Raw genomic sequence first — 21,666 nt, forward strand, 5'->3', positions numbered from 1 at the left:
GTTGGTGGCGCGTCCCTTTTTGTGCCCCCGGGGCCCCCCCCCCCCCCCCCCCCCCGCGGGGGGGGGGGGGGGGGGCCGCGCCGGGGGGGGGGGGGGGGGGCCCCCCCCCCCCCCCCGCCTCCTGGACGTGGTCGCGCTCCGACCAACGCAAAAAGGCCCCCTACCGGAGTGGGGGGCCTTTCACCGTGGCTGGACACGGCATCGATCCGTGGACCTTTCGATTTTCAGTCGAACGCTCTACCAACTGAGCTATCCAGCCGTGGCGACCCTGACGGGACTTGAACCCGCGACCTCCGCCGTGACAGGGCGGCACGCTAACCAACTGCGCTACAGGGCCATGTTGTGTTGTGTTGTTCGGTAGTGCTCTGCTTGCTTGCTCACTCTGCGAGGAGTGACCCCAACGGGATTCGAACCCGTGCTGCCGCCGTGAAAGGGCGGTGTCCTAGGCCACTAAACGATAGGGCCGCAAGCGGTGCTTCGCGCTACCGATGGACAAGCATACGGATGCCCCGCGGGATTCACAAATCGAGCGGCTCCGCGGCGGAATCCCCGGCGTGTCGCGGTGTCGCCGCCCGGGCGCAGGGCTTCACTCACCGTGGGGCACCAGGCCCCGATTCGTGCTGTCGATGTTCCGATGCGACCATCGTCGTCGGTCCCGTGCCCCTCGTGCGAGGGGGTGTGCGGGTGCGACACCTGTTGTTACTGTTGCGCTTGTTAACAGTGTTACGTGCGTGAGCCTTGCCGCGCTGTTACGAAATCGAGATGTATGTCGACCTCACCATCGCTCTCACTCCGCCCCCGTCCCCGCCGCCGCTTCATCGCCGCCGCGGTCGCCGTCGCGCTCACCGCCGGCACCTTCGCGGCCCTCGCCCCGGTGACCTCGGCCAGTGCGGCGTCGTACCCGAGCTGGTCGGACGTCGCGAACGCCAAGGCTTCGAAATCGGCCCAGCAGGCGAAGGTGACCCAGATCAAGGGGCTCATCGCCGACCTCACGGCGAAAGCCTCCGCGGCGCAGAAGTCCGCCGAGGCCGCCGGGACGGCGTACCAGACCGCGCAGACGAAGTACGACGACGCGACGCTGACCCAGAAGAAGCTGCAGTCCCAGGCGGACGACGCCGAGAAGACCGCGACCGCGTCCGAGGCGCAGGCCGGTCAGCTCGCGGCACAGCTCGGGCGGGCGAGCGCGAACGACGTCACGACCGACATCCTCACGCACCCCACGAAGTCGGGTGACCTGCTGTACGAGCTCGGTGCGATGTCCAAGCTCAGCGAACAGGCCGACGGCATCTACGCGCAGGCGTCGCAGGACCGCGGTGTGGCCCAGGGCCTCGCCGACAAGGCGGACCGCGCCAAGGAGGCCCTCGGCGACCTCGCCGACCAGGCACAGCAGAAGATGCAGGCCGCACAGACCGCCGCCGACCAGGCGCAGTCCTCCGTGGACGCCCAGGCGGACAACAAGGAGCGACTCGAGGCGCAGCTCACCCTGCTGACCACGAGCGAGCAGAACGTCGAGGCGCGCTACAACAAAGGCGTCCAGGTGGAGAAGGCCCGGCTGGCCCGCATCGCGGCAGCGGCGGCGAAGGCCGCGGCGACGAGCCAGGGCGGGACCGGTGGCGGTTCGCCGAACTCGTCCGGCTGGGTCCGCCCGACCGGCGGGTACCAGACGAGCCCGTTCGGCTACCGACTCGACCCGTACACGAAGAACTACGCCTTGCACGCCGGCGTCGACCTCGCTCCCGCCTGCTACGCCCCGATCTACGCGGCGGCGTCCGGCACGGTGACCTTCGCGGCGAACGGCGGCGGCTACGGCAACGAGGTCGTGCTCGACAACGGCGGGGGCATCTCGACCGCGTACGGGCACATCGTCGACGGCGGCACGCTCGTGTCGGTCGGCCAGCACGTCACCGCCGGGCAGCAGATCGCCAAGGTCGGTTCGACCGGGTGGTCGACGGGTTGCCACCTCCACTTCGAGACCCGGGTGAACGGTTCCGCCGTCGACCCGGTCCCCTTCATGGCAGCGCGGGGGATCTCGGTATGACCGTGTGCGCGCCCGAAAGGCCCTGAACGCCGTGAAGCACTCCGCTCGCACCCTGTCCTGTGGGATCGCGGTGGTGGCCGTCCTCGGGATCGGTCTCTCCGTCGTGATCGCCGGCCCGGCCCAGGCGGCACCGTCCGCCCCGAGCTGGGACGACGTGCGAGCGGCGAAGGCGGACACCGCCGAGGCCCAGTCCACCGTCGACGAGCTGAGCACCCGGCTGCAGACCCTGCAGGACGCTGCCGACAGCGCACAGGTCGCCGAGCTCCAGGCCGGTCAGACGTACGCCCTCGCGTCGTCGCAGCAGCAGGACGCGCAGGCCACCCTGGACGACCTCACCGCGCAGTCGAAGCGGGCGGAGCGGACGGCGGACGCCTCCGCGCAGCAGGTCGCCGGCCTCGTGGTCGAGCTGTCGCGCACCGGCGGCGGGGACCTGTCCGCGGCGATGCTCATCGACTCGCGGGACTCCAAGGACCTGCTCTACCGGGTCGGCACGATGTCGCACCTGTCCGAGCGCTCCGCGACCGTCCTCGCCCAGGCCCAGGCGGACCAGAACACCGTCGACGCGATCGCCGCGCAGCAGTCCGCCGCGACGAAGGCCCTCGCGAAGGCGACGGACACGACGAAGGCCGCCCTCGCCGAGGCGAACGACACCGCAGCGTCGGCGCAGGCACGCGTGCAGCGGGAGCAGGACCAGCAGGACGAGGTGCTGCAGCAGCTCGCGTACCTCAAGGGCACGAGCGTCGCCACCGAGGCCGCCTACTGGACCGCGCAGCAGGCGAAGCGGGCGGAGGCGCAGCTCGCGTCGAACACCGGTGGCTCCGGGGCGACCGCGGCCACCGGCACCGGCACGGGCTCGGGCTCGGGTGGGGGCGCCGCGAGCAGCACGCCGAGCACGGGCGGCGGTACGAGCACCCAGCCGAGCACCGGCGGCGGCACCAAGCCCAGCACCCCGGCCACACCGTCGAAGCCGAGCACCCCGACCACACCGTCGAAGCCGAGCACCCCGACCACTCCGACCACCCCGTCGAAGCCGAGCACGCCCACCACCCCGACGACCCCGACCGCACCGAGCACCCCCTCGAAGGCAGCCGGCGCGATCGCCTACGCCCGCGCACAGATCGGCGACGCGTACCAGTTCGGCGGTGCGGGCCCGAACACGTGGGACTGCTCCGGCCTCGTGATGATGGCCTACAGCTCGCAGGGCATCGCCACCGGTGGCCACAACGTCGTCTGGCAGTACAACTACTTCAAGTCGATCGGGCGCCTCGTGCCGATGTCGCAGCGGCAGCCCGGCGACATCCTCTTCTACTCGTACAACGGCACCGTCAACGAGGCGTACCACGACTCGATCTACACCGGCAACGGCATGATGGTCGAGGCGGCGAACCCGCAGCGCGGCGTGCTCGAGCGGGCGATCTGGACCCCGGGACAGCTGCTGCCCTACGTCGCACGGCCGAGCGGTTCGCTCTAGCCGCACGCAAGAACGACGAGTGCGCACGAGGGATCGTGCGCACTCGTCGTCAGGCGGTGCAGTCCCGGTCGAGCCGGAACGGAACCGGGAGCGTCAGTGACCGGCGGGCACGTACGCGGCCTGGCCGGCCGTGACGATCGCCTCGGCCTCGGCGGCGTCGCCCCAGCCCTCGGCCTTGACCCACTTGTTCGGCTCGAGGTCCTTGTAGCGCTCGAAGAAGTGCGCGATCTCGGCCTTCGTCTGCTCGTCGACGTCCGAGATGTCCTGGATGTGCGCCCAGCGCGGGTCCTTCGCGGGGACCACGAGGACCTTCGCGTCGTTGCCGGCCTCGTCGCTCATCTTGAAGACGCCGACCGGGCGGACCTTGACGCCCACACCGGGGAACGTCGGGTACTCGAGGAGCAGCAGCGCGTCCACGGGGTCACCGTCGTCGGCCAGGGTCTTCTCGAAGAACCCGTAGTCGGTCGGGTACACGAACGAGGTGAACAGCACGCGGTCGAGGTACACGCGACCGGTCTCGTGGTCCACCTCGTACTTGTTGCGGCTGCCCTTGGGGATCTCGACGACGACGTCGTACGCGGCCATGTTGCGCTCCTGGTCTCTTTGCGGGAAGAAAGCGCGGCTAACGTTACCGGGTGAACACTCCGCGTCCCCGGCTCGACCCTGCGGTCGCCGACACCCGTCGCGCGGTGCGCTCCTTGCTCGCGCAGGCGCTCGACGAGGGCACGGTGCGCCCCGGAGACCTCGTGCTCGTCGCGCTGAGCGGCGGACCGGACTCGCTCGCGCTCGCCGCGGCCACCGCGTTCGAGGCGCCCAAGCAGGACCTGCGAGCAGGGGCAGTGGTCGTCGACCACGCACTCCAGGCGGGGTCCGAGGCGGTGGCGAGCCGCGCCTCCAGGCAGGCGTCCGAGCTGGGACTCGCACCGGTGACCGTCCGTCGCGTCGCCGTGGGTTCCGCGGGCGGTCCCGAAGCGGCGGCTCGGGAGGCGCGCCACGCGTCGATCGCGCTCGTCGCGTCCGACGTCGGGTCACCCCTCGTGCTGTTCGGACACACGCTGGACGACCAGGCGGAGTCCGTGCTGCTCGGCCTCGCCCGCGGGAGCGGGCCGGACTCGCTGTCCGGCATGACGCCGCTGACGCAGCGCCAGGCGGGGCCGGCCTACGGGCGGCCGCTCCTCGGCGTCCGCCGACACACGACGCGGCAGGCGTGCGCCGCCGCCGGACTCGCCCCGTGGGACGACCCGCAGAACGCGGACCCCGCCTTCGCGCGCGTCCGCGTCCGGAACGTGCTCCTGCCCGCGCTCGAACGCGAACTCGGCGCCGGTGTGCCCGAGGCCCTCGCCCGCACCGCCGACCAGCTCCGCGAGGACTCGGCCGCGCTCGACCACTTCGCCGAGGAGATGGCCGAGGACCTCGCCGAGCACTCCGAGGCCGGGATCTCGCTGTCCGTGCGGGAGCTCGCGGCCAACCCGCCGGCCCTCCGGCAGCGGCTCGTGCGGCTGGCGGTGGAGAGCGAGTTCGGCGTGACGCTGTCCCGTGTGCAGACGCTCGAGGTGTGCCGACTCGTCACCGACTGGAGTGGGCAGGGGCCGATCGACCTGCCGGGCGTGCAGGCGTCGCGATCGGGCGACCGTCTGGCCTTCACCGCCGGTTAGGCTGGGGTGGTGGAACTCTCCGACGTCCAGGCAGACCTGTCCGAAGTCCTCTTCACCCCCGAGCAGATCGACGACAAGCTCGCCGAGCTCGCCGCGGTGGTCGACGCCGACTACGCGGGGCGCGACCCACTGCTCGTCGGTGTCCTCAAGGGTGCCGTGATGGTGATGGCGGACTTCTCGCGCCACCTCAAGATGCAGGCGCGCATGGACTGGATGGCGGTGTCGTCGTACGGCTCCGGCACGAAGTCGTCCGGCGTGGTCCGCATCCTCAAGGACCTCGACACCGACCTGCACGGGCGGGACGTCCTCATCGTCGAGGACATCATCGACTCCGGTCTGACGCTGTCGTGGCTCAAGCAGAACCTCGAGTCCCGCGGGGCCGCGAGCGTCGAGATCGTCGCACTGCTGCGCAAGCCCGAGGCGGCCAAGGTCGAGGTCGACGTGAAGTACGTCGGTTTCGACATCCCGGACGCGTTCGTGGTCGGCTACGGCCTGGACTACGACGAGCGCTACCGCAACCTGCGCGGGGTCGGGGTGCTCGCACCGCACGTCTACAGCTGATCCTGGCGGCGGGTGGAGTTCGCCCGCAGAGGACACCCATTCTCGCCACAGAATCGCAGCCGTATGCTGATCAGCACGCAACTTCGGCAGAGAAAGGTGTCGGGCGCTCTGCCCGGATCACATGGACTTCAAGCGCATCCTTCGCGGGCCGTACATCTACGTGCTGATCGCGATCGTGGGGATCTGGATCGGATGGGCTGTCATCAGCCAGTCCGGCACGCAGCAGATCGACACGCAGAAGGGCCTCCAACAGCTCTCCGACGGCAAGGTCTCCTCCGTGGTGGTGAACTCCACCGAGCAGCGCGTCGACCTCACCCTGAAGGACGGCAACGCGCACGAGCAGTTCTACTACTCGACGCCGCGCGGTGAAGAGGTCATCCAGGCCGTCAACGACGCGAACCTGCCGAAGGGCTACAACGACACCGTCCAGCAGTCGAACTGGTTCCTCTCGCTGCTCGGCATCCTCCTGCCGTTCCTCATCATCGGTGCCCTGTTCTGGTTCCTCCTCGCCAACGCCCAGGGCGGCGGCTCGAAGGTCATGCAGTTCGGCAAGTCCCGGGCGAAGATGAACAACAAGGAGAACCCGCAGGTCAGCTTCGCCGACGTCGCGGGCGCCGACGAGGCGATCGAGGAGCTCCAGGAGATCAAGGAGTTCCTCAAGGAGCCGGCGAAGTTCCAGGCCGTCGGCGCCAAGATCCCGAAGGGCGTGCTGCTGTACGGCCCTCCCGGTACCGGCAAGACGCTGCTCGCCCGAGCCGTCGCCGGTGAGGCGGGCGTGCCGTTCTACTCGATCTCCGGCTCGGACTTCGTCGAGATGTTCGTCGGTGTCGGTGCGAGCCGTGTCCGCGACCTCTTCGAGCAGGCGAAGCAGAACTCGCCCGCCATCGTCTTCATCGACGAGATCGACGCCGTGGGTCGTCACCGTGGCGCCGGCATCGGCGGCGGCAACGACGAGCGCGAGCAGACGCTGAACCAGCTCCTCGTCGAGATGGACGGCTTCGACGGCAAGACCAACGTGATCCTCATCGCGGCGACGAACCGTCCTGACGTCCTCGACCCGGCGCTCCTCCGCCCCGGTCGCTTCGACCGCCAGATCGGCGTCGACGCCCCGGGCCTCGCCGGCCGCCAGCAGATCCTCGAGGTGCACGCGAAGGGCAAGCCGCTCGCCGCGAGCGTCGACCTCGAGCTCCTCGCCCGCAAGACGCCGGGCTTCACCGGCGCCGACCTGGCGAACGTCCTGAACGAGGCCGCGCTCCTGACGGCCCGCTCGAACGCGCAGCTCATCGACAACCGCGCCCTCGACGAAGCCGTCGACCGCGTCATGGCCGGACCGCAGCGCCGCACGCGCATCATGTCCGACCAGGAACGCCTCATCACGGCCTACCACGAGGGTGGTCACGCACTCGCGGCCGCTGCCATGCGCCACACCGACCCGGTGACGAAGATCACGATCCTCCCGCGCGGCCGTGCCCTCGGCTACACGATGGTGCTCCCGCTCGAGGACAAGTACTCCGTCACCCGCAACGAACTGCTCGACCAGCTCACCTACGCCATGGGTGGTCGCGTCGCCGAGGAGATCGTCTTCCACGACCCGACCACGGGTGCGTCGAACGACATCGAGAAGGCCACCGGCACCGCGCGCAAGATGGTCACCGAGTACGGCATGAGCCGTGCCGTCGGGTCCGTCAAGCTCGGCTCCGGGTCGAGCGAGCCGTTCGTCGGCCGTGACATGAGCGGCGGGACCAGCCGCGACTACTCGGAGAACATCGCCGAGACGGTCGACGCCGAGACCCGTGCTCTGCTCGAGGCCGCGCACGACGAGGCCTACCAGGTGCTCAACGACAACCGCGACATCCTCGACCGTCTGGCCGGCGAGCTCCTCGAGAAGGAGACACTCGACGCCCCGGAGCTGGTGGAGATCTTCAAGGACGTCCGCAAGCTGCCGGAGCGCCCGCAGTGGCTGTCCAGCGACAAGCGTCCGGTGAGCAACCTGCCTGCCATCGAGGTGCCGGGCAAGGCCGCCTCGACCGCGTCCGAGCAGTCCGACCACGAGTCGTCGAAGCCCCGTCGCCGTCCCTTCGGCAACCCGGGTATCGCCCCCGCGTAGGCCGGCATGACGGACCTGCCGACGAGGCGCTCGCGTCGGCTCGCCGAGGTGAGCCAGGCGCGGGCCGCAGCAGCCGAGCCGCCGACGGTCGCGATCGACCTCCGGGCACCAGCACCGGTGCCGGAGATCGTGACCGGTCGGCGGCGCGACCGTGACCGCGGTGCGCCTGCCGACGACCGGACCCGGGTGATGGGGATCCTCAACGTCACGCCGGACTCCTTCAGCGACGGCGGGCTGCACCAGGCGTACGACGCCGCGGTGCAGCACGCCCGTGAACTCGTCGCCGCCGGGGCCGACATCGTCGACGTCGGCGGGGAGTCGACCCGGCCGGGGTCGGAGCGCGTCCCCGTCGAGGTCGAGCAGCAGCGGGTGCTCCCGGTCGTGCAGCAGCTCGTGGCCGAGGGCATCACGGTGAGCGTCGACACGATGAACGCCTCGACCGCCGAGCGTTCGGTGGACCTCGGCGCCGCCATCGTGAACGACGTCTCCGGGGGGCTGGCCGACGACGACATGGCGCGCGTCGTCCGTGACACGGGTGCCGGGTTCGTCGTCATGCACTGGCGTGGGCACAGCGACCGGATGTACCGCAACGCCGAGTACGTGCACGCCGTCGACGAGGTCCGGCGCGAGGTCGAACTCCGCGTCGCCGAGCTCATCGTCCTCGGGGTGCGCCAGGAACAGGTCGTCATCGACCCGGGCCTCGGCTTCGCCAAGCAGGGCGTGCAGAACTGGGAGATCCTGGCGGGCTACGAACGGTTCGCATCGATCGGCCTGCCGGTGCTCGTCGCCGCCTCGCGCAAGCGCTTCCTCGACGGGGTCGGCAGCGCTGCCGGTGACGCCCCGAAGGAGCGCGACCTCGCCACCGCCGCCATCAGCCTGCTCTCCGCCGAACGCGGGGCGTGGGGTGTGCGCGTGCACGACCCGGCACCGACCCGTGCCGTGCTCGACGTCTGGGACGCCTGGAGGGCAGCTCGATCGTGAGGGACACCATCCGACTGACCGGGGTCCGCGCACGCGGCCACCACGGGGTCTTCGACCACGAGCGCGCCGACGGCCAGGACTTCGTGGTCGACGTCGCCGTCGAGGTCGACGCCCGCGCCGCGTCCGGCTCCGACGACCTCGACGAGACCGTGCACTACGGCGTGCTCGCCGAGCAGGTCGTCGCCGAGATCGAGCGCGACCCGGTCGACCTCATCGAGACCCTCGCCGAGCGCATCGCCGCCGCCGTGCTGACACACCGTGCGGCCCTGGCGACCGAGGTCACGGTGCACAAGCCGCAGGCGCCCATCACGGTGCCGTTCACCGACGTGTCGATCACGATCCGCCGGACCCGTGGCGGCGTCCGTGCCGCCGGGTCCGACGTCGAGGAAGAAGAGTGAGCCGGGCGGTCGTCGCCCTCGGCGCCAACCTCGGCGACCGGGGGAGCACCCTGCGCGCCGCCGCCGCCGCGATCGTCGCCCTCCCGGGGGTGCGTCCGGTCGCCTCCAGCCGCGAGGTCGAGTCGGTCGCCGTCACGCTCGACGGCCCGGACACGACGAAGCCCCGGTACCGGAACGCCGTCGTGGTCGTCGACACCGACCTCGAGCCGCAGGAACTCCTCGACGCCCTGCACGGCATCGAGGACACCCACGGCCGCACGCGCGAGGTCCGCTGGGGCGACCGGACGCTCGACCTCGACCTCGTGGCGTACGACGACCTGTCCCTCGACACCGTGACCCTGACCGTGCCGCACCCGCGCGCCGGCGAGCGGGCGTTCGTGCTCGCGCCGTGGCGCGACGCCGACCCGGACGCCGTCCTGCCGGGTGTCGGGCCCGTCGCCGACCTGCTCGAGCGGGTGGGGGACGACACGGAGCGCGTCGACGAGCCGCGCCTCTTCGACGAGCCGACCCGCGCCTCCAGGCCAGAGACGAGCGATTCGTGAAGCCCACCCGCGCCTCCACCCTGCTCAGCGTCGCCGTCGTCGCGGCGGTCGCCGGCTTCGCCCTCGACGCCGTCCTGGCGTCGCGGCAGGCGCCGACGCTGTTCCTCGCGACACCCCTCGGCGTCACCCTCGCGTTCATCGGCATCGCCGTGGTCCTGATGGCCCGGCCGGTCCGTCGGCACGCTCGCGACGGCGCGTCCCGGTCCCACCCCGTCGACCCGCTCTACGCGATCCGCGTCGTGGTGCTCGCGAAGGCGTCGAGCATCGCGGGCTCGCTGTTCGGCGGGTTCGGCGCGGGCCTGCTCGTGTACCTCCTCACCCGCTCGGCCTTCCCTTCGCTAGGCTCGGTCCTGCCGAACGCCGTGGCGGTCGGGGGTGGACTCGTGTTGACGGTGTGCGCACTCGTCGCCGAACGCATGTGCATCGCTCCTCCTGGGGACGATGACGACGACGACCTCCCCCGGGGCGGCACGACGCAGGCGCACTGACACCGGGGCGGCACGACGCCGGCGCACCGACACCGGAGCGGCACGACGCCGGCGCACCGACACCGGAGCGGCACGACGCAAGCGCACCGACCCGGTGCACCCAGCACGACCCGACCGCAGGAGGCCCGCGATGCCGCGTGAACGACTCGACGAGCCCGGTCTGGGACTGACCGGCACCACCTGGACCCGGGTGTCGCCCAAGCTCGTCTGGACCGAGCTCGTCACGACGATCGTGATCGGGCTCGTGGTGACGGCCGGCTGCGTCATCATCGGCGTCGTCAGCGGCGGGTTCTCCGGCACGGCCGGCACCGTCTGGACGCTGATCGGCATCGCGGTCGCGATCGTCACCCTCGTGACGGCGATCCTGACGCCGCGACGCGTGCGGGCGATCGGGTACGCCCTCCGTGACGACGACCTCGTCCTCCGGCGCGGCCTGATGTGGCAGCGGTTCACCGCCGTCCCGTACGGCCGCATGCAGCTCGTCGACGTCAACCGGGGGCCGCTCGACCGGGTGCTCGGCATGAGCGAGCTGAAGTTCGTCACGGCGGCCGCGTCGACCAACGTCCGGATCCCCGGCATCCCCTTCGCCGACGCCGACGAGCTGCGCGACCGGCTCGTCGAGCTCGCCGAGTCCCGCCGCGCCGGGCTCTAGGAGGGCCGCATGACCTTCCGACCCGGCCCGCCGCCGCCCGCTCCGCCGCACCGGGGCAACGCCGCCGCTGCCGCGCCGCTCACCGACGGCGAGTGGCACCGCATGCACCCGCTGACGCCGCTGCTCAAGGGTGGCATCTTCCTCATCGTGATCCTCGGCTACGTGCTGAACAGCCTGCGGGACCAGCTCGTCGAGTTCTTCATCCCCGGCGGTGGCCCGCAGGACGACGGCGACCCCGTGCGGTACGTCTACGAGCACGGCGTCGTCGGCTGGGTGCTGCTCGGCGTGGCTGTGCTGTTGCTGGTACTCCTTGCGTTGTTCACCCTCTCCTGGCGCATGCACGAGTTCCGGGTGACCGGCGAGATCGTCGAGGTCCGCTCGGGCGTGCTCTTCCGGACGAACCGCAAGGCCCGGCTGGACCGCATCCAGGGCATCAACATCTCGCGGCCGCTCATCCCGCGGATCTTCGGCACCGCCAAGCTCGAGATCGCCCAGGCCGGCAACGACGCGAACGTGCAGCTCGCCTACCTCGGGGTCACGGCTGCGGACGACCTGCGGCAGCGCATCCTCGTGCTCGCCTCCGGGGCGAAGGACGACGAGCGGCAGCACGACCCGGCCCGGGCGTCGAACGGCGTGCTGCAGGACCGAGTCGACGAGATCTTCTCGCCGGAACTCGACCCCGCCGCGGTCCGCGCGACGCGCATCGTGAAGGTGCACCCCGGCCGGCTCATCGCGTCGATGCTGCTCTCCGGCACGACGGTGTTCATCCTCGCCGCGGTCGCCGCGATGATCGTCAGCGTGGCGCTCACCGGCGAGTACGGGATCCTCTTCGGCCTGTTCCCCGCGGTGATCGGCGCCGGCGGGTACTACGTCCGGAAGTTCTCCCGCTCGCTGCAGTACACGATCGCCGAGACCCGCGACGGCATCCGGATCGGCTTCGGGCTCGTGTCCACCTCGAACGAGACCCTGCCGCCCGGCCGCATCCACGCCGTGAGCGTGGCGCAGCCGCTGCTCTGGCGGCCGTTCGGCTGGTGGGACGTCCGGATCAACCGTGCGACGAACGCCGGCAACGGGGCCTCGAACAACCAGCAGGTCTCGTCGATCGTCCTGCCGGTCGGCACCGCGCGCGACGTCCGCGAGGTCCTCGACATCATCCTCCCCGGCCTCGTCGGCACCGCCGTCGCCGGTCCCGCCGCCTCGCAGGAGCAGCTCCGCGAGGGCTCGGCCGAGGCCGTCGACGTCGTCGACGACAGCCTCACCACCACGGGCGACCGCGGCGGGTTCGTGCGCTCCCCGCGCCGGGGCGCCTGGCTCCGCCCGTTCGCGTTCCGCCGCAACGGCTACCGCTTCGTCCCGGGTGCCGTCCTGCTCCGGCTCGGTGCCGTCTGGCGCTCGCTGGTCATCGTGCCGCTGCCGCGCGTGCAGAGCGTCAAGGTCTCGCAGGGGCCGCTCGAGCGTGCGCTGCGGCTCGCGTCGGTGCACGTGCAGACCGTGCAGGGCCCGGTCTCCGCGAGCATCGGTGCGCTGGACGCGCGGGACGCGCAGCAGCTGTGGTCGGACACCTCGGCCCGCGCGGTCGAGGCGGCTGCGGCCGACACCTCCCACCGGTGGCGCGAACGGGAGGCGCGGCTCGCCCCCGTCGCGCCGGCCGCGGCCCCGGAGTGGTCACCAGAGCGACGAGTGGACGCGGTGGACCGCGAGCAGTCGTCGCCAGAGCGCGCACCCGGCGGCGCCGAGCCGGCACGGCCGACCGGCACCGTGCCTCCTGGATCGCCCTGGGGCGACACCCCGCCGCCGGGAGCCGCGCGGTGAGGGCCGGGCGGCTGGGAGTCGGCGTCCTCGGTGCCGGACGGGTCGGACCGGTCCTCGGAGCAGCGCTCGCGAACGCCGAGCACGCGGTCGTCGGCGTGACGGCCGTGTCCGAGGCCGGACGCGACCGCGCCGAGGCGATGCTCCCCGGCGCACCCGTCCTCGAGACCCCCGACCTCGTCGAGCGCAGCGAACTCGTGCTCCTCGCCGTGCCGGACGACCAGCTGGCCGACCTCGTGCAGGGACTCGCGGACGCCGGGATCTGGCAGCCGGGGCAGCTCGTCGTGCACACCAGCCCGGACCACGGCGTGGGCATCCTCGCACCGGCGATGGCCGCGGGGGCGATCCCGCTCGCGATCCACCCCGCGATGGCGTTCACCGGAACCAGCGTCGACCTCGTCCGGCTCCGCGACGCGTACTGCGCCGTGACCGCACCGTCGCCCGTGCTCCCCATCGCCCAGGCGCTCGTCGTCGAGATGGGTGCGGAGCCGTTCGTCGTCACCGAGCAGGACCGGCCCGCCTACGCCGACGCCGTCCGCGCTGCGGTGAGCTTCTCGACCGCGATCGTCGACCAGTCCGCCGGCACGCTGTCCGGCATCGGGGTCGAGTACCCGGGCCGGGTCCTCGGAGCGCTGGTCCGCACGGCCGTCGACAACGCGCTCGCGGCGGCCGACGGGCAGGCGACGCTCTAGTCCGGCCGCGCTGTACGATTTCGGGGACCCCCACGACCATCGGAGCCGCACCAGCATGACCGACGAGACCGCACCCGCCACCGAGCCCTCCGCCGCCGAGATCGCCGCGGCGGAGACCAGCGAGCAGCGACAGGTCCGGCTCGACAAGCGGGCGAAGCTCCTCGAGTCGGGGATCGAGGCGTACCCGGCGGGCCTGCCGGTCACCACCACCATCCCCGCGGTCCGTGCGCAGTACGCGCACCTCGAGACCGGCGAGGAGACCCAGGACGTCGTCGGGATCGCCGGCCGCATCGTGTTCTCGCGCAACACCGGCAAGCTCTGCTTCGCGTCCCTGCAGTCCGGTGACGGCTCCCGCATCCAGGCGATGGTGTCCCTCGCCGAGGTGGGCGAGGAGTCCCTCGCGCGCTGGAAGGAGTTCGTCGACCTCGGCGACCACGTGTTCGTGCACGGCCGGGTGATCTCCTCGCGGCGGGGCGAGCTGTCGATCATGGTCGACGACTGGCAGATCGCGGCCAAGGCGATCCTGCCGCTGCCGAACCTGCACAACGAACTCAACGAGGAGACGCGGGTCCGCCAGCGCTACCTCGACCTCATCGTGCGCGAGGAGGCCCGGGCCACCGTCCGCGCCCGTGCCGCGGTGATGTCGTCGCTCCGGCAGACCTTCGCTGGTCACGACTACCTCGAGGTCGAGACCCCGATGCTGCAGACCCAGCACGGCGGTGCCTCGGCGCGGCCCTTCGTCACGCACTCGAACGCCTTCGACACCGAGCTGTACCTCCGCATCGCGCCGGAGCTCTTCCTGAAGCGCGCCGTCGTCGGCGGCATCGACCGGGTGTTCGAGGTCAACCGGAACTTCCGCAACGAGGGCGCCGACTCGACGCACTCGCCCGAGTTCGCGATGCTCGAGGCCTACCAGGCGTACGGCGACTACGAGCAGATGGCCGACCTGACCCAGGAGCTCGTGCAGAACGCCGCGCGTGCGGTGACCGGCGGCTCGCTCGAGGTCACCTGGGCGGACGGCACGACGTACGACCTCGGCGGCGAGTGGCCGCGCATCGACATGTACGGGTCGCTGTCCGAGGCGGCCGGTCGCGAGATCACCCCGGAGACGCCGCTGTCCGAGCTGCGGGCACTCGCCGATGCCGAGGGCGTCGAGGTCGCGCACGCCACGCACGGCAAGTACGTCGAGGAGCTCTGGGAGCACTTCGTCATCGACTCGCTCGACCGCCCGACGTTCGTGATGAACTTCCCGGTCGACACCTCGCCGCTGACCCGCGAGCACCGCAGCCGTCCGGGCATCGTCGAGAAGTGGGACCTCTACGTCCGTGGCTTCGAGCTGGCGACGGCGTACTCCGAGCTCGTCGACCCGGTCGTGCAGCGGGAGCGGTTCGTCGAGCAGGCGAAGCTCGCTGCGGGCGGCGACCTCGAGGCCATGCGCGTCGACGAGGAGTTCCTGCGGGCACTCGAGCACGCGATGCCGCCGTCGGGGGGCATGGGCATGGGCATCGACCGGCTCCTCATGGCCATCACGGGCCTGGGCATCCGCGAGACGATCCTGTTCCCGTTGGTGAAGTAGGACCCAGCTGACGGCTCCGTTCCGGGGGTTAGGATGCTCGGGTGCCGCATGGAGTCGTGACCGGGATCATCTTCGCCCTGACGCCGACCGTCGTGGTCGGCCTCATCTTCTGGTTCGTGATGCGTGCCATCATGCGGGCCGACCGCACCGAGCGTGCCGCGTACGCCAAGGTCGAGGCCGAGGAGCGTGCCCGCTTCGAGCGTGAGCACGGCGTGCCGGCACCGGCGCCCGCCTCCGCGGAGTAACCCGCTCCCGATCAAGGGGCCGCCCGCGGTCGACGTCACCCGGTGTTCACCGCGCGGTGCGACCCTGGCGTGCATGCGCGCGACCCCGGACGGCAGGGACCCCGAACCCCAGCCCGACCCCGACCTCGCCGACCTCGATCCCGATGACGCCTTCGGGCACCCGGCGGTCGCGGATCCCGCTCGCGACGACACCGTGTGGCCCGACGGCGAGGGCGACGACGACATCGACGTCTGAGCGTCCGGACACCGTCACCGGCCGTTCACCCCGACGTCGTCTGCCGGGGTGAGCATCGTCCGCATGTCCATCACGCAGATCATCTCCGGTGGTGTCCTCGCGAACCGCGGGGGCGTCTTCACCGGCCGCAGCCTCGTCGGCGACATCGAGAGCGAGTACGACGAGTTCGACCGAGACGCTGACCTCGAGGTCTCGAAGCGTCGCGAGGGGTGGCTCGAGCCCTCCTGGTGACCCCCGCCCGTTCGGTTTTCGGGGTACGACGACCGGATCGCCACGATCCGGACCGCCGTACCCCTTTTTCGTGTCCACTGGACGCGGCGGCCCGGGGTACAGGATCGGAAACGAGCAAGAAACACCGATGCAACGCCGGAAACACGGCGACATCCCCTTGATTCTCGACCATGCGGGGGACCAGACTGACGACAGGCTGTACCCCTCGGGGGACGGTATCCATGGTGAAGCACGGAGAAGCCTGAGAATCGATCCGATCGGTTTGTGGGGTACACCTCCGGAACGCTTTACTCGTGACACCCCCAACGAGGTCATCACCCGTCGAACGCAGGGAGTCATCATGACGATCGCAACCGCAGCACCCAAGACGACGACCACCGGCACCACCGCACGTCGCACCAAGAAGACGACCGCAGCGAAGGCTCCGGTCACCGCGGTCGAGACCACCACGCTCGACACCGAGGTCGAGGCCGACGAGCAGCTCGCGGGTGTCCGCGGCGCCTCAGTCGACCAGGTGGGCGACTACCTCCGCCACATCGGCCGCCTCTCGCTCCTCACCGCCGAGGAAGAAGCCGAGATCGCCCGCCGCATCGAGGTCGGCCTCTTCGCCGGGGAGAAGCTCGCCACCGAGAAGGGCCTCGCGAAGACCCTGCAGCGTGAACTGCGCTGGCTCGTCCGTGACGGTGAGCGCGCCAAGGAGCGCATGATCACCTCGAACCTCCGCCTCGTCGTGAGCATCGCCAAGCGCTACTCGCAGCGCGGCCTGCCCTTCATGGACGTCATCCAGGAAGGCAACCTCGGCCTGGTCCGCGCGGTCGAGAAGTTCGACTTCACGCAGGGCTACAAGTTCTCGACGTACGCCACCTGGTGGATCCGTCAGGCGATCTCCCGCGGTCTCGCCGACAAGGCCCGCACGATCCGCATCCCGGTCCACACGGTCGAGCTGATCAACAAGATCTCCCGCACCGAGCGCGACCTCACCGTCGACCTCGGCCGCGCGCCGATGCCGGACGAGGTCGCGGCCGAGCTGAGCATGAGCGTCGACGAGCTCGTCGACCTCAAGGGCCGCTCGCACGAGCCGGTGTCGATCCACACGGTCGTCGGCGACTCGGACGACAGCGAGCTCGGCGACTTCATCGAGGACGAGGACGCCGCGTCCCCGAACGAGCTGACCGAGACGACGCTGCTCCACCGCGACATCCGCTCGATCGTCGCCGAACTGCCGAGCGACGAGGCGAACGTGATCCGCATGCGCTACGGCCTCGACGACGACAAGCCGATGACGCTCGACGAGATCTCGAAGATCGTCCACACGACCCGCCAGGCGGTCAGCCGTGTGGAGTCCCGCGCCAAGCTGCGGCTCTTCGCCAAGGCGGTCTCGCAGGACATGCAGCTGTACCTGACCGACTAGGTCAGTGGACTTCGGCCGGCGCGTGAGTGCCGGCACGGGGAACCGGGTCGTTCTGTGGGAAGACGATCCGGTGGGGTGATGGGACGGCCCGCTCGCGCTTCGGCGTGAGCGGGCCATTCACGTTCCCGGAACCGAGCGGTGCGCAGGGCGCGGGGCCCGGCCCGCTACTCCTCGACCTCGCGCCCGAGCTTCTGGCGGAGGTCCTGGGGGATGAGCTCGATGAGCTGGTCCGGTCGCACGGGCAGGTCGAGCAGGCTGAGCTTCACGCGTCCGGTCCGCCCGTGGCGCTCGGCGTCGAGGCGGACCACGCTGCCGGCGTCCTTCCGCAGCCGCACATCGATCTGCGCACCGGTGGCGACCTCGCCGACGACGAGTCCGTCGACCTCGAGCGCTGCGCTGCGGGTGCCCTCGGCGATGTCGAACCGGTAGCGCTCGCGAGCGGCGAGGACCACGGCACGGTCGATCCCGGCCATCGGCGCGACCGGGGTCACGACGGAGCCGGACAGTGCGGGGGAGAGGACGGGGCCACCGGCGGCGTAGTTGTACGCGGTGGATCCGGCCGGGGTCGCGGCGACGATGGCGTCCGCCCGGTAGTACCCGTACCCGAGCCCGCCGACGCTGAGGTCCGCGGACACCTGGCCGGCGCCGGGGCGTCGCACGATCGTGAGGTCGTTGAACGCGAGGTAGTCGGTGCGGGCTCCGCTCCAGAACAGCCGGGCCTCGAGGGCGTGGTGCGGTTCGAGCTGGTAGTCGCCGGCGGACAGCCGCTCGAGCGCGACCTCGAGCTCGGGCGGCTCGATCTCGACGAGGAAGCCCACGTTGCCGTAGTTGACGCCGAGCACCGGCACCGGACGCTTCGCCACGAGCCGCATGGCCCCGAGCATCGTGCCGTCCCCGCCGAGTGCGACGACGAGGTCGACCTCCTCCGTGAAGTCCTCGTCCCCGATCACGTCGACCCCGCCGCCGATGCGCTGGACGTCGGCGCGGCGGGCGACGAGGCGTCCGCGGCCGGAGGCGTTCCAGCGCTGCAGGGTCGCGACGGACTCCTGCACGTTCTTGGTCGGGTGGACGACGAGTCCGACGACGGGCTGCTCCATGGTCGCGATCGTACCGATCGCGCCCGGGATCTCCTCTGGTGGACCGCTCACACATGAGATATTCTGCATGTATGCAGATCGCCACGCTCTCCGTCGCCCTGCCCACACTCCGGCACGGACGCGAGATCGTGCTCCTCGCGGAACAGGAGTCACTGGAGACCGGGTTCGGCTTCCTCGACGCCGAACACCTCCTCGTCGCCGCGGTCACGCTCTGCAGCGGGATGCCCCGCTTCCTCGACGTCCTCGACGCGCACGGCGTCACGCCCGACCGCGTCCGCACCGCGAGCAGCGCCTTCGTCGGCGCCGGGGCACCCGGACCGGTCTCGCCCGACCGGGTCACGTGCACACCGGCCGCGGCGCGGGTGCTGGCACGTGCCGCACAGCTCGCCGGCCCGGCGGAACGCGTCCGACCGCACCACGTGCTGCTCGCGGTGCTGGACGGCATCGACGATCCGTTCACGGGGGCCGCGCACGACGTCCTCGACGGTCTCGGTGTCGACCCGCGCCGCTTCCGCCGCGCCCTGCGTCGCGCCGCGCGACGCGTCTGACGCGCCTGACGCGCCCGCCCCGCGCTCCGCGCCCGCCCCGCGACGACCCGCGGCTCGCGCCGACCCGACACCCGGCGCGACCCGCCGCGCGACCCCCGTGAGCACCACCGGGCGCAGGCTCCGGGGCCGACCCGCACCGCGCCTCCCGACCGTCCCCTGTTCACCGGACGCAACGAGGTCACGCCCACGGCGAACAGGGGCAGACCACCCGGGGTGCGCTGGTTACTCTCGATGTACGTCACCGGACTTCCACGAGCCCGGCAAGGGAGAGCACATGTTCGAGAGATTCACCGACCGAGCCCGTCGTGTTGTCGTCCTAGCTCAAGAAGAAGCGAAGATGCTCAACCACAACTACATCGGCACCGAGCACATCCTCCTCGGCCTCATCCACGAGGGCGAGGGCGTCGCCGCCAAGGCGCTGGAGTCGCTCGGCATCTCGCTCGATGCCGTCCGCGAGCAGGTCCAGGACATCATCGGGCAGGGCCAGCAGCAGCCGACCGGGCACATCCCGTTCACGCCGCGCGCCAAGAAGGTGCTCGAGCTGTCCCTGCGCGAGGCGCTGCAGCTCGGCCACAACTACATCGGCACCGAGCACATCCTCCTCGGCCTCATCCGCGAGGGCGAGGGCGTCGCCGCCCAGGTGCTCGTCAAGCTCGGCGCGGACCTCAACCGCGTCCGTCAGCAGGTCATCCAGCTCCTGTCCGGCTACCAGGGCAAGGAAGCGGTCGCCGTCGGCGGCGAGCAGCAGCAGAACGCCCAGCAGGGTTCGCAGGTCCTCGACCAGTTCGGTCGGAACCTCACCCAGGCGGCGCGTGACGGCAAGCTCGACCCGGTCATCGGCCGCGAGAAGGAGATGGAGCGGGTCATGCAGATCCTCTCCCGCCGCTCCAAGAACAACCCCGTCCTGATCGGTGAGCCCGGCGTCGGCAAGACCGCCGTCGTCGAGGGCCTCGCCCAGGCGATCGTCAAGGGCGACGTGCCCGAGACGCTGAAGGACAAGCAGCTCTACTCGCTCGACCTCGGGTCGCTCATCGCCGGGTCCCGCTACCGCGGTGACTTCGAGGAGCGCCTCAAGAAGGTCACGAAGGAGATCCGCACCCGCGGCGACATCATCGTCTTCATCGACGAGATCCACACCCTCGTGGGTGCCGGTGCTGCCGAGGGCGCGATCGACGCCGCTTCGATCCTCAAGCCGCTGCTCGCGCGCGGTGAGCTCCAGACCATCGGTGCCACCACGCTCGACGAGTACCGCAAGCACTTCGAGAAGGACGCCGCACTCGAGCGTCGCTTCCAGCCGGTGCAGGTCAACGAGCCGTCGCTGCCCCACGCGATCAACATCCTCAAGGGCCTCCGCGACAAGTACGAGGCGTTCCACAAGGTGTCCATCACCGACGGCGCGATCGTCGCCGCGGCGAACCTCGCGGACCGCTACGTGCAGGACCGCTTCCTGCCGGACAAGGCGATCGACCTGATCGACGAGGCCGGTGCACGTCTCCGCCTGTCGATCCTGTCGGCGCCGCCGGAGCTCCGCGAGTTCGACGAGAAGATCTCGGCGGTCCGCGGGCAGAAGGAAGCCGCGATCGAGGAGCAGGACTTCGAGAAGGCCGCTTCGCTCCGTGACGAGGAGAAGAAGCTCCTCGGCGAGCGTCTCCGCCTCGAGAAGCAGTGGCGTGCGGGTGACGTCGCCGCGTCCGGCACCGTCGACGAGGGCATCATCGCCGAGGTCCTGGCGCAGGCCACGGGCATCCCGGTGTTCAAGCTCACCGAGGAAGAGACCTCGCGGCTCGTCTTCATGGAGAAGGCACTGCACGAGCGCGTCATCGGTCAGGAAGAGGCCATCTCGGCCCTGTCCAAGACCATCCGCCGCACCCGCGCCGGCCTGAAGGACCCGAACCGTCCCTCCGGCTCGTTCATCTTCGCCGGCCCCACGGGTGTCGGGAAGACCGAGCTCGCCAAGGCCCTCGCCGAGTTCCTCTTCGACGACGAGGGTGCGCTGATCTCCCTCGACATGTCGGAGTTCGGCGAGAAGCACACCGTCTCGCGACTCTTCGGTGCCCCTCCCGGGTTCGTCGGGTTCGAGGAGGGCGGCCAGCTCACCGAGAAGGTGCGCCGCAAGCCGTTCTCCGTGGTCCTCTTCGACGAGATCGAGAAGGCCCACCCGGACATCTTCAACTCGCTGCTGCAGGTCCTCGAAGAGGGTCGTCTGACCGATGGTCAGGGCCGCGTGGTCGACTTCAAGAACACCGTCATCATCATGACCACGAACCTCGGTTCGCAGGGCATCGCCGGTGGCCCGGTGGGCTTCCAGGTCGAGGGTGACTCCGGTGTCGGCTACGACCGCATGCGCTCGAAGGTGAACGAGGAGCTCAAGAAGCACTTCAAGCCCGAGTTCCTCAACCGCGTCGACGACACGATCGTGTTCCCGCAGCTCTCGCAGCCCGAGCTGCTGCAGATCGTGGACCTCTTCGTGAAGCGCCTGGCGGACCGCCTGCTCGACCGCGACATGACGGTGGAGCTCACGCTCGCCGCCAAGGAGCAGCTCATCAAGGTCGGGTTCGACCCGGCACTCGGTGCCCGCCCGCTCCGCCGCGCGATGCAGCACGAGGTCGAGGACCAGCTGTCCGAGCACATCCTGCAGGGTGAGCTCACGGCCGGCGACCACGTGAAGGTCGACTTCACCGGTGGCGAGTTCCAGTTCGAGACCGGGCGTCAGCCGGGGCGCGAAGAGGTCCTCGCCGGCGCGGCCGCCGTCGAGGCGACGGACACGCCGCAGGGCGAGATCGAGTCCTAGGACCCGGTCACGGACATGACGGGAGGCGCGGGGGCCGCGGGGCCCCCCCCCCCCCCCCCCGGGGGGGGGGGGGCCCCCCGGGGGGGGCGCCCCCCGGGGGTCTAGCGCGGGTCGGGGGGCGGGTGGCCGCCGCGGGGC

General features: G+C 70.9%; 21 protein-coding genes and 3 tRNA genes. 19 read left to right on the forward strand and 5 right to left on the reverse strand.

Annotation, left to right across the window (positions count from 1 at the left end; all coding sequences use genetic code 11):
- Positions 1 to 186 precede the first annotated feature (186 nt).
- The 3 genes from ACIPKM_RS08045 to ACIPKM_RS08055 all read right to left on the reverse strand — a co-directional run bounded on the left by ACIPKM_RS08045 (position 187) and on the right by ACIPKM_RS08055 (position 465).
- Positions 187 to 259 (reverse strand) — tRNA-Phe (locus tag ACIPKM_RS08045).
- Between the two features lies 1 nt (position 260).
- A tRNA-Asp gene (locus ACIPKM_RS08050) sits at positions 261 to 337 on the reverse strand.
- Positions 338 to 392: 55 nt separating this feature from the next.
- Positions 393 to 465: transfer RNA gene (locus tag ACIPKM_RS08055), tRNA-Glu, on the reverse strand.
- 301 nt (positions 466 to 766) lie between these two features.
- On the opposite strand from ACIPKM_RS08055, the gene ACIPKM_RS08060 reads away from it, so the two are divergent.
- The gene (locus tag ACIPKM_RS08060) at positions 767 to 2,038 is read left to right on the forward strand and encodes a M23 family metallopeptidase (RefSeq protein ID WP_071296511.1); all 1,272 of its coding nucleotides are present in this window, start codon (positions 767 to 769) and stop codon (positions 2,036 to 2,038) included.
- Positions 2,039 to 2,069: 31 nt separating this feature from the next.
- The gene (locus tag ACIPKM_RS08065) at positions 2,070 to 3,509 is read left to right on the forward strand and encodes an NlpC/P60 family protein (RefSeq protein ID WP_402736524.1); all 1,440 of its coding nucleotides are present in this window, start codon (positions 2,070 to 2,072) and stop codon (positions 3,507 to 3,509) included.
- A gap of 93 nt (positions 3,510 to 3,602) precedes the next feature.
- Here ACIPKM_RS08065 and ACIPKM_RS08070 read toward each other — a convergent pair whose 3' ends face one another.
- Complete coding sequence (locus ACIPKM_RS08070) at positions 3,603 to 4,094, reverse strand: inorganic diphosphatase (RefSeq protein ID WP_070417329.1); 492 nt, start codon at positions 4,092 to 4,094, stop codon at positions 3,603 to 3,605.
- A gap of 50 nt (positions 4,095 to 4,144) precedes the next feature.
- Here ACIPKM_RS08070 and tilS point away from each other — a divergent pair, with 50 nt between their 5' ends.
- From tilS to ACIPKM_RS08145, 15 genes are all read left to right on the forward strand, one after another.
- Positions 4,145 to 5,164, forward strand: coding sequence for a tRNA lysidine(34) synthetase TilS (tilS, locus tag ACIPKM_RS08075; RefSeq protein ID WP_402736525.1), 1,020 nt, complete (start codon positions 4,145 to 4,147; stop codon positions 5,162 to 5,164).
- A gap of 9 nt (positions 5,165 to 5,173) precedes the next feature.
- Entirely contained in the window at positions 5,174 to 5,725 is a 552-nt protein-coding gene (gene hpt, locus ACIPKM_RS08080) for a hypoxanthine phosphoribosyltransferase (protein ID WP_070417327.1), read from the forward strand.
- A gap of 121 nt (positions 5,726 to 5,846) precedes the next feature.
- Positions 5,847 to 7,832 carry an ATP-dependent zinc metalloprotease FtsH gene (ftsH, locus tag ACIPKM_RS08085; protein WP_070417326.1) on the forward strand — a complete coding sequence of 662 codons (1,986 nt, stop codon included), beginning with the start codon at positions 5,847 to 5,849 and terminating at the stop codon, positions 7,830 to 7,832.
- 6 nt (positions 7,833 to 7,838) lie between these two features.
- Positions 7,839 to 8,813, forward strand: a complete 975-nt coding sequence (folP, locus tag ACIPKM_RS08090; RefSeq protein WP_402736526.1) for a dihydropteroate synthase — start codon at positions 7,839 to 7,841, stop codon at positions 8,811 to 8,813.
- Positions 8,810 to 9,211, forward strand: coding sequence for a dihydroneopterin aldolase (gene folB, locus ACIPKM_RS08095; RefSeq protein ID WP_261646086.1), 402 nt, complete (start codon positions 8,810 to 8,812; stop codon positions 9,209 to 9,211). The genes folP and folB overlap by 4 nt, the downstream gene beginning before the upstream one ends.
- A complete protein-coding gene (gene folK / locus ACIPKM_RS08100; RefSeq protein ID WP_402736527.1) occupies positions 9,208 to 9,753 on the forward strand; it encodes a 2-amino-4-hydroxy-6-hydroxymethyldihydropteridine diphosphokinase in 546 nt (181 codons plus the stop codon). Before folB ends, folK begins: the two co-directional genes overlap by 4 nt.
- Positions 9,750 to 10,241 (forward strand): DUF3180 domain-containing protein, encoded by a 492-nt coding sequence (locus tag ACIPKM_RS08105; protein WP_070417323.1) that lies wholly within the window; start codon positions 9,750 to 9,752, stop codon positions 10,239 to 10,241. Before folK ends, ACIPKM_RS08105 begins: the two co-directional genes overlap by 4 nt.
- Before the next feature lie 130 nt (positions 10,242 to 10,371).
- A complete protein-coding gene (locus ACIPKM_RS08110) occupies positions 10,372 to 10,893 on the forward strand; it encodes a PH domain-containing protein (RefSeq protein ID WP_070417322.1) in 522 nt (173 codons plus the stop codon).
- 9 nt (positions 10,894 to 10,902) lie between these two features.
- On the forward strand, positions 10,903 to 12,705 hold the full coding sequence (locus ACIPKM_RS08115; protein WP_402736528.1) for a PH domain-containing protein: 1,803 nt from the start codon (positions 10,903 to 10,905) through the stop codon (positions 12,703 to 12,705).
- Entirely contained in the window at positions 12,702 to 13,394 is a 693-nt protein-coding gene (locus tag ACIPKM_RS08120; protein ID WP_258027730.1) for a Rossmann-like and DUF2520 domain-containing protein, read from the forward strand. Before ACIPKM_RS08115 ends, ACIPKM_RS08120 begins: the two co-directional genes overlap by 4 nt.
- A 55-nt stretch (positions 13,395 to 13,449) precedes the next feature.
- On the forward strand, positions 13,450 to 14,970 hold the full coding sequence (gene lysS / locus ACIPKM_RS08125) for a lysine--tRNA ligase (protein ID WP_070417320.1): 1,521 nt from the start codon (positions 13,450 to 13,452) through the stop codon (positions 14,968 to 14,970).
- A 41-nt stretch (positions 14,971 to 15,011) separates the two neighbouring features.
- Complete coding sequence (locus ACIPKM_RS08130; RefSeq protein WP_031262806.1) at positions 15,012 to 15,215, forward strand: hypothetical protein; 204 nt, start codon at positions 15,012 to 15,014, stop codon at positions 15,213 to 15,215.
- A gap of 73 nt (positions 15,216 to 15,288) precedes the next feature.
- Entirely contained in the window at positions 15,289 to 15,450 is a 162-nt protein-coding gene (locus tag ACIPKM_RS08135) for a hypothetical protein (RefSeq protein WP_402736529.1), read from the forward strand.
- A 63-nt stretch (positions 15,451 to 15,513) separates the two neighbouring features.
- Entirely contained in the window at positions 15,514 to 15,681 is a 168-nt protein-coding gene (locus ACIPKM_RS08140; protein ID WP_156794796.1) for a hypothetical protein, read from the forward strand.
- Positions 15,682 to 16,021: 340 nt separating this feature from the next.
- Positions 16,022 to 17,092: a sigma-70 family RNA polymerase sigma factor gene (locus ACIPKM_RS08145; protein WP_070417318.1), complete on the forward strand. Its 1,071-nt coding sequence runs from the start codon at positions 16,022 to 16,024 to the stop codon at positions 17,090 to 17,092.
- Positions 17,093 to 17,256: 164 nt separating this feature from the next.
- On the opposite strand, the gene ACIPKM_RS08150 is transcribed toward ACIPKM_RS08145, so the two are convergent.
- Positions 17,257 to 18,189 carry an NAD(+)/NADH kinase gene (locus tag ACIPKM_RS08150; RefSeq protein WP_070417317.1) on the reverse strand — a complete coding sequence of 311 codons (933 nt, stop codon included), beginning with the start codon at positions 18,187 to 18,189 and terminating at the stop codon, positions 17,257 to 17,259.
- A gap of 71 nt (positions 18,190 to 18,260) precedes the next feature.
- Between ACIPKM_RS08150 and ACIPKM_RS08155 the strand changes: the two genes are divergently transcribed.
- On the forward strand, positions 18,261 to 18,737 hold the full coding sequence (locus ACIPKM_RS08155; protein WP_402736530.1) for a Clp protease N-terminal domain-containing protein: 477 nt from the start codon (positions 18,261 to 18,263) through the stop codon (positions 18,735 to 18,737).
- Between the two features lie 274 nt (positions 18,738 to 19,011).
- Complete coding sequence (locus ACIPKM_RS08160) at positions 19,012 to 21,528, forward strand: ATP-dependent Clp protease ATP-binding subunit (RefSeq protein ID WP_070417315.1); 2,517 nt, start codon at positions 19,012 to 19,014, stop codon at positions 21,526 to 21,528.
- Positions 21,529 to 21,666: the final 138 nt, after the last annotated feature.

Source organism: Curtobacterium sp. NPDC086286 (assembly GCF_044746255.1).
In the GTDB taxonomy this organism is placed as follows: domain Bacteria; phylum Actinomycetota; class Actinomycetes; order Actinomycetales; family Microbacteriaceae; genus Curtobacterium.

What these genes read in the sequence shown, in the direction of transcription:
- ACIPKM_RS08155 (WP_402736530.1), top strand. Translation starts at nt 18,261, where the DNA reads ATGCAGATCGCCACGCTCTCCGTCGCCCTGCCCACACTCCGGCACGGA.
- ACIPKM_RS08115 (WP_402736528.1), top strand. Translation starts at nt 10,903, where the DNA reads ATGACCTTCCGACCCGGCCCGCCGCCGCCCGCTCCGCCGCACCGGGGC.
- lysS (WP_070417320.1), top strand. Translation starts at nt 13,450, where the DNA reads ATGACCGACGAGACCGCACCCGCCACCGAGCCCTCCGCCGCCGAGATC.
- ACIPKM_RS08070 (WP_070417329.1), bottom strand. Translation starts at nt 4,094, where the DNA reads ATGGCCGCGTACGACGTCGTCGTCGAGATCCCCAAGGGCAGCCGCAAC.
- ftsH (WP_070417326.1), top strand. Translation starts at nt 5,847, where the DNA reads ATGGACTTCAAGCGCATCCTTCGCGGGCCGTACATCTACGTGCTGATC.
- ACIPKM_RS08140 (WP_156794796.1), top strand. Translation starts at nt 15,514, where the DNA reads ATGTCCATCACGCAGATCATCTCCGGTGGTGTCCTCGCGAACCGCGGG.
- ACIPKM_RS08135 (WP_402736529.1), top strand. Translation starts at nt 15,289, where the DNA reads ATGCGCGCGACCCCGGACGGCAGGGACCCCGAACCCCAGCCCGACCCC.
- folP (WP_402736526.1), top strand. Translation starts at nt 7,839, where the DNA reads ATGACGGACCTGCCGACGAGGCGCTCGCGTCGGCTCGCCGAGGTGAGC.
- ACIPKM_RS08110 (WP_070417322.1), top strand. Translation starts at nt 10,372, where the DNA reads ATGCCGCGTGAACGACTCGACGAGCCCGGTCTGGGACTGACCGGCACC.
- ACIPKM_RS08160 (WP_070417315.1), top strand. Translation starts at nt 19,012, where the DNA reads ATGTTCGAGAGATTCACCGACCGAGCCCGTCGTGTTGTCGTCCTAGCT.
- ACIPKM_RS08145 (WP_070417318.1), top strand. Translation starts at nt 16,022, where the DNA reads ATGACGATCGCAACCGCAGCACCCAAGACGACGACCACCGGCACCACC.
- ACIPKM_RS08150 (WP_070417317.1), bottom strand. Translation starts at nt 18,189, where the DNA reads ATGGAGCAGCCCGTCGTCGGACTCGTCGTCCACCCGACCAAGAACGTG.
- ACIPKM_RS08060 (WP_071296511.1), top strand. Translation starts at nt 767, where the DNA reads ATGTCGACCTCACCATCGCTCTCACTCCGCCCCCGTCCCCGCCGCCGC.